Here is a 10235-nt window from a genome sequence, read left to right as displayed (position 1 = left end):
TAGGTGCACAAGCCAATAAGCAGAATGTCAGCCAGTCGGTAGCGGCACTTGGCGGCTTGACGGAAATCTTCAACTTGCAGAAAGTAGTCGCGAATCGGGTGGCTCATGACCCAAAGCTAGCCCCCACCCGGCTTCATGCGTTTGCCCTGATTGACCGCCTGCTAAGAGTCGTATACTTCCCGGGCCGCACCGCGGGGTGGGGCCGTTTATTCTTCTTACCCTGCTTGTTATGAAAACGAATTTTCTGCTGGCCGCCGCCCTGCTCCTGGGTTCTGTTACCGTTGTTTCGGCCCAGACTACGCCTTCCTCCTCGTCCCACGGCAGGACCAGGAACCAGACGAACGTGCCGCTGCCTAACCCGGCCAACCCAACGACCAATCCCGGGACCATCGACCAGCGCACGCCCACCCGATATAGCCCCACCCAAACCAGCGTTGGGGCTCTGGACCGCACACCGGCCGTAAAAAGCCGCGTAGCCCAGGATGCCGAGCGCCAGACCCCTGCGCGAACCACGCCGGCCCCCCGTACCACTTCCCGCCGCACTACTTCGCCGGCTTCCACCAACTCCACACCCCACAGCATCCGGCTCGCGCGCCCTACTACGCAGCACTAAAAACAATGTAGCCAGGCGCAAAAAAGCCGTCCGTAGCAATACGGACGGCTTTTTTGTGTCTGGTTTAGCGTGGCCGACTACGCTGGCCCAGCCAGCTGCCCCCCGGCTTTGAGGAGCAAATCGGAGAGGGTTGTCAGGTTGGCACGAACCTCGGCGGGGGCATGCTGAGCTGCTTCGGCCGTTTGGGTGCCGAGCATACTCAGAGAGCGGCCAATGGCAGGGGAGTTGAGGCCCGCGTCACCAGCACTGAGCAGGGACTGAAGATTCCCCATTTCACGGCCGATATCCTGGAGGCGCGGTTCGCCGCTTTGCAACAGGTGCAACTGCCAGGTTTCGGTGTTGTCCTGGGCAGCGCTGAGCGGAATGCCGGTCAGGCCGTTGCTGAGCGAGTGGGTGGTGGCGTTGAGCAGGTCGGTGAAAATCATAGGAAAGGAAAATGAAAGACGGTGAATGGCCCGGGAGCCACCAGGTTTACGTAAAACTGCCGGTTAGGGTCGGGAGGACGGGGTAACGGCGCCGGCGCTGGTGGGCAGCAGACCCCCGATGCGCAGCATGGCGCAGGCGCGGTGGGCGCTGGCTTCCTTGTCTTTTATTTCGAGCATAATGTCGGCGTCGAGGTCGCCCAGGTCCTGCAAAAAGCCCTGGAATAACGCGTCTTCGAGGGTGGGCGTGTGCTTGCCTTTCCGCTCGCCGGGGGCCTGGGAGCTGTAATCCATCATCATCACCCCATCGTGGAGGGGGTGCCAGGTGGCGGCGGCCAGGCGCAGAGCCTCGGCCATGGGCTCGCCGTGGTGCAGGCATTCGTGGTGGAAATTGTCGAAGAGCACCGGAATGCCCACCACCGCATGCACCCGCAAACAGTCCTGGAGGCTGAACAGGCGGTCGTCGTTTTCGATAACGAGGCGCACGCGCACGGCTTCGGGCAGGCGTTGGTGGGTGGCAATGAAGCGGCTAATGGCCAGCTCCCGGTCGTTGTAGAGGCCGCCCACGTGAATCTGGAGCTTGTGGGTGGAATCGAGGCCCATCAGGTCGAGCATCGAGCCCTGGTACACCAGCTCCTGGATGCTGCGCTCCACAATGCCCGCATCGGGCGAGTTGAGCACCACAAACTGATCGGGATGAAACGACACGCGCAACTCCTGAGCCCGGATGTAGTCGCCAATTGCCTTGAACTCGGCGGCAAACCGGGCTTGCCAGGGGAAGGTGTTGATGGGGTGGGAGCCGAAGGGCACGACGCCCGAGCCGATGCGGAAAAACAGCAGCCCGTGCTGCACGTTCCACTCCAGAATGCGGCGCAGGCACCGCAGGTTGTTGCCCACCGTCAGCTCCAGGCGCTCCTCGGTGTAAGAGGCCAGCCGGAAGGTGCTGGTGGAAGTGCAGTCGAGGGTTTCGTTTACGCAGGGGTATCCGATTCGCATGGGTTGGGCTGGGCTGATGTTCCGAAAAGCATACGGTAACGCCGCTTCGCCGGCCACCTGCGTTCCGGCGGGCCGCCCAGCAAATGGGCCTTTCGGACCTCTGATGCTGGGGCAAAGGGCCTATTCGTAGCCCCGGTTATCCTTGAAATTGCGGTTGTAGCGGCGGCGGTCCTGGAGAGCCTTTTCGGCGGCCAGGCGGGCAGCTTCCTCCGCCTGAATTTCCTCTAGCTTCCGCCGCTCCTTGCCGGCCCGCGAAAACTGTTCAAAAATCAGGCTCACTGGACTTGCCAGGGTGGGGGTGGGCGGTTTCGGGGCCGTGGAGTCGACGGGGAACAGGGGTTTGGGGGCGGGTGGGCGCTTCACGGCGCTGGTGGGCGCGGTGCTGGGCCGCTTGATGTTGCGCAGGGCCCGGTTGATAACGGCCCGGTCGGGGCGGCCTTCGGTGATGCGCACCTCGCCCAGCATCACGGTATCGGGCTGGAGCTTGATCTGGACAATGAGCTGGGACAGGCCGGTACCGCCGAGCGGCAGCTGCTGGGCCTTGAAGCCGACGGCCCGGAAAATAAGCGTATCGGTGCGCTGGGCCGCGAGGCTGAAGTCGCCCTCGGCGTCGGCTACCACGGCCAGGCGGGTGCGCCGCACCGTAACGGAAGCCCCGGGAATGGGCCGGCGCGAACCCGCCTCAGAAATAGTGCCCGTCACGCGGACCTGGGCCGGGGCCAGGCCCGCCAGCAGCAGCAAGGGCAGCGCCAGCAACCAAAATCGGGGACGAAAAACGGGCAAACGGAAAAACAGCATCACCTGACAAACTAACGCACCGTAACCGGAGAAAGCCAATAAAACCTACCAGCGGCCGGTCTTCATCGACGCAGCAACGCCGAAAGGAGACAAAAGAAGCCCGCACCGTTGCAGGTGCGGGCTTCTAAAGCGGTAGCAAATTAGCGGCCGAACTCAGCCGGCCTGCCCCGGACGACTACTTGATAACGGTTTTGCCACCGTCGGCGGGCTTCATCTTTACGGTTCCGTCGTCGGCATCCATCTTGGCCTTATTGCCTTCTGAATCCTTTATTTTGATGTCGCCATCGGCTTTCACTTTTACCTTGTTGCCGTCGGCATCTTTCATTTTGGAGCCGGCCTCCATGCCATCGGTCATGTCGCCCGAAGAGTTCATGTCCGACGACGAGCTCATCGTGTTGTCATCCATATACCGGTCGTCCATGTAGTCCATGCGGCTGGATTCGTAGGCCGAGTATTGAGTGGGGTCGGTGAAGACCGACTTCATTTCCAGATCGGCGTTGCTGTACACCTCGCGGCGGGCGGCGGCCATGCCCATCGTGTCGGCGGCGTACTGGTTCTGGAGCTCGGCCAGGCGCTGGCCGCGGGTCACGTACACGGTGCGAATTTTGGTGCGCGTCGCGTCGTCGAACTGCATTTTCGCGGCCATATCGGCAGCTATGCGGTCGGCGCGGCGCTCAATAGCCTCGGGCGAATAGGCCGTGGTGGTGGTCGTTGTGGTCGTGGTCGTCATGCCATCGGTAGCGGTGGCGGTTTCGGTCGTCTTGTTCTCGGAGCACGAGCCCAGCGAGAAGGCGGCGGCGGCCGAAAGCAACAGCAGGGTCTTTTTCATGAGGGAAAGCGTTATGATAAAGAGGAGGGAGAGAGAGAATGGCGCGTATACGGCCCTACCGGAAAGCCGGTTGTAAGCGGCTCATAAAAAAACCACCACGGCGAACCGTGGCGGTTTGGGTGCCAGCAAGGCGGTGGCCAACATCAGCCCCGGCGCAGCTCCAGCACGGTAATTTCGGGCAGGAAGCCCACTCGGCCGTGGTAACCGATGAAGCCCAGACCGGCATTCACGTAGAGGTGCTGGCGGCCGCGCTGGTAGAGGCCGGCCCACTGCTTGTACACGTACTGCACGGGGCTCCACTTGAGAAACGAGAGGTTCACGCCGAACTGCATGCCGTGGGTGTGGCCGGCCAGCATCAGGTCAATATCCTCGTACTGGTGCACCTGGCCGTCCCAATGGCTGGGATCGTGGCTGAGCAGGATTTTGAACGGAATGGTGGGGTCGGTGGCGGCGTGGGTTTTGGCCAGGTTGCCGTACTGGGCAAACCCGCGGGCACCCCAGTTCTGGACGCCCATGATGCTGATTCGCTCGCCGTTGCGCTCCACGGTACGGGCTTCGTCGAGGAGCAGATTCCAGCCGATTTTGGCGTGGTTCTGCTTGAGGCGGGCCAGGTTGGCGGCCTTGGCAGCGGCTCCGCCCTCGGCGCTCCAGTCCACGTAATCGGCGTAGTCGTGGTTGCCCAGGACGGAGTAGATGGGGTGCTCGGAGCGGATGCCGGCCAGCGTTTCGATGTGCTCCTCCACCTCGTGGGCGTAGTTGTTCACCAGGTCGCCGGTCATGCACACCATATCGGCCTGCTGCTTATTGATGAGGTCCACGGCTCGTTGCAGCGGCTCCCTGGAGTGAAACGAGCCTGTGTGCAGGTCGGAAATCTGGAGCACCTTAAAGCCATCAAACGAGGCCGGCAGGTTGGGAAACCGCAGCACCACGCGCTTCACGGTGTAGTCGGTACCGCCCTTGGCCATGCCCCAGAGCAGCGACACGAACGGCACGGCCCCGGCCAGCAGGGCGGCCTTGCTCAGAAATTCGCTTCGCGAAATAGCGGTGCCCGTGCCGCTGCCCCCGGGCCGGCCCACGGCCTGCACCGCCCAGCGGCCCAGGCGCACAACATCCTCGAACAGCAGCGGGATCAGGACGACAATCTTGGCCGCTACCATCGCCAGCAACACGCCCCCGAGGTAGGACTTGAAGGACGGATGCTCGTGGCGGTTGCGCATGGCCCAGATGCCCAGGCCCCAGACGGCCACCGTGAGCACCCAGTACAAAATGACCGTAAGGCGGCGCGTGCCGGGGGAGGAATGTTGGGTGAGGGTGCGGACGGCCTGAAAACCATACCACTCGCCGAGGATGACAAAGGCGAGGAAAATAAACGGAAGCGTGCTTCTTGACATAGTACGAGGGCAAACTCGCGGCTCCGGAAATTAGTTTGATGGAGCCGCTGCCGCAGCAGACGCGGATACGGGGTTTTTGCTTTAAATTCCGGGGTCTACAACAACGGTGCCCTATGCAAGAGTTTGACAATCTGACGGAAAAATCCGCCGAATCCGTTCCGCCCACCCCCTACGCGCCGCCCGTCAGCTTCGGCATCAAGAGCTGGGCCGAGGAAGACCGGCCCCGCGAAAAGTTGCTGCAAAAGGGCCGCGCCGCCCTCTCGGATGCCGAGCTGCTGGCCATTCTGCTGGGCTCCGGCACTGCCCGGCTCTCGGCCGTGGATGTGGCCAAGCTCGTGCTCAATGCCGCCCAGAACGACCTCAACGTGCTGGCCCGGTTCTCGGTGAAGGAGCTCATGAAGCAGAAGGGCATCGGGGAGGCCCGGGCCATTACCATTGTGGCGGCCCTGGAGCTGGGCCGCCGCCGCCGGGAGGCCGCTGCTCCGGCCCGGCCCACTATCACCGGCTCGCGGGATATTTACCGCCTCATGCAGCCCCACCTCCAGGATTTACCCCACGAGGAGTTCTGGGTAGTGCTCCTGAATCGGGCCAACGTGGTGATGCGCACCGTGAGCATCAGCCGGGGCGGGGTGGCTGGCACCGTGGCCGACCCCAAGCTTATTTTCAAGGAAGCTCTGGAGCAGCTGGCCAGCAGCATCATTCTGGTTCACAACCACCCCAGCGGCAACCGCAACCCCTCGGCCGCCGATATTGCCCTCACCCGCAAGCTCAAGGATGCCGGCCTGCTCCTGGACCTGCCCGTGCTCGACCACCTCATCTACACCGACCAGGGCTACCACAGCTTCGCCGACGAGGGCTTGCTCTGAGGGGAGTCGGGAATGGGGAAATCGGGCCAGCTGATGAGGATGTGCCCGCTGCCCGGGGCGGGGCGCTCAGCACCTGTCTGGGCCTGGTAACGCAGTGCCAGAAACGCGTTGCCTTCCTGGCCGGCCTGCTCCGTACCGACGGCGGCGACGACGAACGGCCGCTGCGGCCGCCGCGCGGGGCTCATCGGCCGCGCTCCTGACCATTGAGGCCCCCTGGCCCACCTACCAAGTGCAGGTGCGCAACCTCACCGGCCAGCTGGCGCTCCAGGGTTTCAGCCTGCGCCAGTTGGCGGTGGCGAACTGGCCGGCGGGCATCTATGTACTGACCGCGCGGGTACCCGATGGGGCCGGGTTGCGCCGCCGGTTCAGCGTGGGCAATCCGTAGCGGCGGTTTGCTGCTTCCGGAAAGGCGCATTGCGGCTTTCCGGGCGAGTGGTGGGGCTGAGCCGCCCGCTGGCCCGGGAGCGGCCCCTGAGCGCTACCTTTGCGCCATGCGTCTTAATCCTACACTACTCATCGGCCTCGGGCTGCTGCTCGTATTCGGCTATTTCATTCAGGACCTCGTGTTGGGCCAGGACCAGTACGCGGCCGGTTTGCGCAAGGAGCGGGTGGGGAAAAACAACGCGTTCCGCCGGCCCGAAAGCTCGCCCCTCAGCGCCGACCAGCGCCAGACATTCGACAGCCTGAAGTTCTTCGCGCCCGACCGCGCCTACCGCTTCGAGGCCCAGTTGGAGCACTTCCCCCAGCGCGACACCGTGGAAATGCCCCTCACCGACGGCAAAACCGATAAGTACCTGCGCTGGGGCCGGGCCAGATTCCTGCTCGACAAGCAGGAGTACCAGCTCACCCTGTTCCTGAAGGCCGACGGCCAGGATACCACCCTGTTTGCGCCCTTCACCGACCGCACCAACGGGTTCGGGAGCTACGGCGGCGGCCGCTACCTCGACGCGCCCCTGCCCGCCGCCGGCGACACCGAAGTGGTTCTCGATTTCAACGAAGCCTACAACCCCTACTGCGCCTACGCCGATGGCTACGCCTGCCCCGTACCGCCCGCCGATAACCGGCTGGCCGTAGAAATCAAGGCCGGCGAGAAATCCTACAATTAGCCTGCTGAAACTCCCGCTACGCCTCGGTTTTTCTGGGGCCGCTGATGGCTACCGTTCAAAGCCAGGTGAAGGCGGACAGACAAACGAGCTGACCAATTTGCTCTCCGTTTTTGCGGACCCGGAAAAACGGAGAGCAAACGGCCCCATTGATTTGCTATACATTTTCACGGACTCGAAAAAATGGATAGCAAATCAATGGTGCCGTTTGCTATACACTTTCGCGGACTCCAAAAAACGGAGAGCAAGCCAGCGTAGCCTGATGGGGGGATGGGGGGCGGAAGTGCTTTCGAAAAAGCAGTGGGGTAGGGTCAACGAGCCTAGTAGCGCACAAAAAAGCGGAGCCCCCAACCGGAGGCTCCGCTTTTTTGTGCGCTGCTAAAACTGGTTAGCGCTGAATCAGGACCTTGCGGGCGGCGGCATCGGTGCCGCTGCCCAGGCTCACCTGGTAGAGGCCGCTGGCGAGCGAACCCAAGTCAACCGGCAAATCGAGCTGGCCCGTGGTGGTGGGCACGCTGCGGCGGTACACCACCTGGCCCAGGCTGTTGCGCACGAGCAGCTCCAGGCCGCTGGTGGGCCGGGCAAACGTGGCGCGCACCCGGAACTGGCCCGCGTTGGGGTTCGGGTACACCGTGAGGCCACCGGCTGCCTGTAACCCGGAGGCCACGCCGGTTACTACGTTGTTGATTGTCAGATTATCAACGGCCCAGCCCCAGCCGTGCGCCCCGGGGTCGGAGGTCAGGCGGAAGCGCAGGCGCACTTCGTCGCCCTGAGCAAACGTTTTGGCCAAATCGAACGTGTGGGGCTTGAACAGGGCGGGCGTGCCTACCGTGGTGGAGCTGCCAATTGCGTTCAGGCCCGCATTCCAGGCGGCCAGCCACTCGGGTTGCAGGGCGGAGTCGTAGCCATTGGTCAGGGCACTGACCAGGGGTTGCCAGCTGGTGCCTTGGTCGCTGCTGCCTTCCACCACCACGTAGTCGTAGAACTCCTCGGTGCCGTACTTGCTGTTCGGCTCGCCGGGCTCTACGAGCACGATTTCATCATACGACATGGTTACGGCCGGGGCCGCAATGCGAATGGGCACCAGCAGCTGGTAGATGCGGGTGGAGTCATCGGTGTACTGGTGGTCGGAGTGAATGGCGGCGTTGCTGAAGCCGGCCGGCTGGGTGATGGTGAACCCTTCGCCCACGAAATCGAGGGGCGTGGCAGTGTTCAGGTTGTTGGTGTAAGCCGACTGGGCCGCTTTAAAGGCCACGATGTTGACGGTGTAGGTACCCGAGCCGGGGCTCACTACCTGGTTGGTTGCCGCCGCCGCATCGCGCGTTACCAGCCGGTAGGTCACTACGTCGCCGGCCTTCAGGTTGGCGGCCGCGCCCACCGCGCCCGAGTAGGTGTCGGTCGCGGCCTGGCGGGTGAGGCCCACGGCCGGTTGCGCCACGCCGTTCACGGCGTACTCCGCCGTTACGCTGGCCACGCCCAGGTTATCGGTGGCCTGGGCCGTCAGTACCAGCGGCAGCTTATCGGCAAAGCGGTACGTTGGGGCCTGGTGCCGGACTACGGGTACGGTCACATCGGGGCCAATCGCGAAGGAATACCGGTCTACGGTGGCTACGCCGGGCTGGTAAGTGGCCGGCGCGGTGTAGGTGCGGCCGGTTTCGTTGTCGGCCGCCGTGATGTAGTAGCGAACCGTGTGGTTGAGGCCCGGATTGCCAATAACGCCCCGGTACTGGTTGCCGCCGAGGCTGGTCATGGCCACGGTTGCCACCGGGGCGTTGTCCACGGTATAAACCAGCTTCACCGAACCCGGGGTTACCGTGCCGTCGCTCACTACGGTGGCCGTTACGGGGAAGTCCTGGGCTACTTCCGAGTCGGGCAGGCGCTTATGCCGGATGGCCGTGTTGAACCAGCCCATCTCGTCGAACATGCGCAGCGTGATGGGGCCGGGGTTGTGCATGGCCTCCGCCGAAGCAATCTGGGGCGTCATCAGCGAATTCAGGTCGCCGGAAGTGTAGGTGGACTCGTTCAGGTGGGAAATGCTGGAACCGGACTCGTACGGGTTGGGGGCGTACAGGCGGGGTGCGAAGCTGGAGTTCACCGCCTTGGCCAGGGGACTGTTGAAGTAGAGCTGGTTGCCCGTGTACTGCGTGCCCAAAGCCAGGGAGGAGTTGGGGAACTGGGCGTTATTGGTCAGTGCCTGGCCCGCCTGGTTCTGCATGTAAGTGCCGTAAATGGACGGCGGATTGCTGTAGCTGCCCGTGCCGGAGCTATAGCTGGTGCTGGCAATGAAGCCCAGGCCGTGGCAAAGCTCGTGGAGCACCACCGACACCAGGTCGTATTTGCCGGCCGGGGTTTTGCCATCGAGTCCGTAGTACCAGTTCGTGTCGCTGCTGAAGCGGGCGCTGATGTCGGGCTCAGTAGGGGAGTTCAGGTCCTGGCCGCTGATTTTCTCAGCCAGGGCTACCGGATACAGAACGCCCCCCCGGGTAGCCCCGCTCAGGTCCTGGTAATAGGCGGTGGCCCCGGCCGAGCCCAGTACCCGCGGCCCCAACGAGGTCCAGGTAGCTTGCACGCGGATCGTTACGGGGGATATCAGCAACGACTCCCAGATATCGATGGCCCGCTGGAAAGCCGCCTGGGCCTGGGGCGTGAAACCGGTATAGGCAACTTCAATGCGCGAAGTGGCCGCGCCGCGCCGTGGCGTGCTCTGCTGTTGCAGGTAGGCTGCGGGCAGGGGCAGCTTCGTGTGCGCTACCTCGGGGCTGGCGTAGCACACGGTGCGGGGCGCCGGTTTAGGGTCACGCACGAAAGTCTGGCCGTGGCTGGTCGAAAACGCCGCCAGCAAAGCGGGCAGCAGGAGTAGTTTTTTCATCAAACTGAAGGGGTGGAAACCGGTAAAGGGGTAGGGAGGGAATAAGGCAGCCTGAAAGTTACGATGAGGGTTCTGGTTTGCCAAACAGGCGGCAGCCCTGGCCGCCTGTTTGGCAAACCAGAACCGGGCGGTGCCCCACAAACCGAAAGGCAACTTGGGTTAAGTAACTGCTGTTACGCAGTAGCCGTTGAAGCATTCGTTTTTCGGCGGTGGTATAATGCGGGGTGAGTAGTATCTTACTCCCATGCTTCAGACCACGTTGACGTGTGGCAAGTGCAGCAGTGCTGACTTGCGCAAGAACGGCAGCCGCCACGGCCAGCCCAAATACCAGTGCAAAGCCTGCCGCCA

At 63.2% G+C, this 10235-nt stretch carries 12 protein-coding genes; 6 read left to right on the top strand and 6 right to left on the bottom strand.

Features of this window, described 5'->3' with window-relative positions; translation table 11 throughout:
* Positions 1 to 229: 229 nt before the first annotated feature.
* Positions 230 to 613, top strand: coding sequence for a hypothetical protein (locus D0T11_RS21020; RefSeq protein WP_119657777.1), 384 nt, complete (start codon positions 230 to 232; stop codon positions 611 to 613).
* A 77-nt stretch (positions 614 to 690) separates the two neighbouring features.
* On the opposite strand, the gene D0T11_RS21015 is transcribed toward D0T11_RS21020, so the two are convergent.
* The 5 genes from D0T11_RS21015 to D0T11_RS20995 all read right to left on the bottom strand — a co-directional run bounded on the left by D0T11_RS21015 (position 691) and on the right by D0T11_RS20995 (position 5049).
* Positions 691 to 1038, bottom strand: a complete 348-nt coding sequence (locus D0T11_RS21015) for a hypothetical protein (RefSeq protein ID WP_119657776.1) — start codon at positions 1036 to 1038, stop codon at positions 691 to 693.
* Positions 1039 to 1101: 63 nt separating this feature from the next.
* Positions 1102 to 2031, bottom strand: coding sequence for a UV DNA damage repair endonuclease UvsE (gene uvsE, locus D0T11_RS21010; RefSeq protein ID WP_119657775.1), 930 nt, complete (start codon positions 2029 to 2031; stop codon positions 1102 to 1104).
* 120 nt (positions 2032 to 2151) lie between these two features.
* Complete coding sequence (locus D0T11_RS21005) at positions 2152 to 2814, bottom strand: carboxypeptidase-like regulatory domain-containing protein (protein WP_182888547.1); 663 nt, start codon at positions 2812 to 2814, stop codon at positions 2152 to 2154.
* A gap of 190 nt (positions 2815 to 3004) precedes the next feature.
* Positions 3005 to 3658 carry a hypothetical protein gene (locus D0T11_RS21000; protein ID WP_119657773.1) on the bottom strand — a complete coding sequence of 218 codons (654 nt, stop codon included), beginning with the start codon at positions 3656 to 3658 and terminating at the stop codon, positions 3005 to 3007.
* A gap of 143 nt (positions 3659 to 3801) precedes the next feature.
* Positions 3802 to 5049, bottom strand: a complete 1248-nt coding sequence (locus tag D0T11_RS20995) for a metallophosphoesterase (RefSeq protein ID WP_119657772.1) — start codon at positions 5047 to 5049, stop codon at positions 3802 to 3804.
* A gap of 113 nt (positions 5050 to 5162) precedes the next feature.
* On the opposite strand from D0T11_RS20995, the gene radC reads away from it, so the two are divergent.
* The 4 genes from radC (at position 5163) to D0T11_RS20985 (ending at position 7021) form a co-directional block, all read left to right on the top strand.
* Positions 5163 to 5915 (top strand): RadC family protein, encoded by a 753-nt coding sequence (gene radC / locus D0T11_RS20990; RefSeq protein WP_119657771.1) that lies wholly within the window; start codon positions 5163 to 5165, stop codon positions 5913 to 5915.
* A gap of 41 nt (positions 5916 to 5956) precedes the next feature.
* Positions 5957 to 6115 carry a hypothetical protein gene (locus D0T11_RS22760; protein WP_182888546.1) on the top strand — a complete coding sequence of 53 codons (159 nt, stop codon included), beginning with the start codon at positions 5957 to 5959 and terminating at the stop codon, positions 6113 to 6115.
* A 35-nt stretch (positions 6116 to 6150) separates the two neighbouring features.
* Positions 6151 to 6300 (top strand): hypothetical protein, encoded by a 150-nt coding sequence (locus D0T11_RS22755; RefSeq protein WP_182888545.1) that lies wholly within the window; start codon positions 6151 to 6153, stop codon positions 6298 to 6300.
* Between the two features lie 106 nt (positions 6301 to 6406).
* Complete coding sequence (locus D0T11_RS20985) at positions 6407 to 7021, top strand: DUF1684 domain-containing protein (protein WP_182888544.1); 615 nt, start codon at positions 6407 to 6409, stop codon at positions 7019 to 7021.
* Between the two features lie 385 nt (positions 7022 to 7406).
* Here the strand turns inward: D0T11_RS20985 and D0T11_RS20980 are convergent, their stop codons facing one another.
* Positions 7407 to 9887 (bottom strand): T9SS type A sorting domain-containing protein, encoded by a 2481-nt coding sequence (locus tag D0T11_RS20980; RefSeq protein ID WP_119657769.1) that lies wholly within the window; start codon positions 9885 to 9887, stop codon positions 7407 to 7409.
* Positions 9888 to 10131: 244 nt separating this feature from the next.
* On the opposite strand from D0T11_RS20980, the gene D0T11_RS23630 reads away from it, so the two are divergent.
* Positions 10132 to 10235 (top strand): transposase-like zinc-binding domain-containing protein (locus tag D0T11_RS23630; protein ID WP_449547915.1); only part of this gene is annotated, 104 nt, incomplete at its 3' end.

This window comes from Hymenobacter rubripertinctus, assembly GCF_003583925.1.
Lineage (GTDB): Bacteria > Bacteroidota > Bacteroidia > Cytophagales > Hymenobacteraceae > Hymenobacter > Hymenobacter rubripertinctus.
This window is presented reverse-complemented; position numbering and strand designations above follow the sequence as displayed.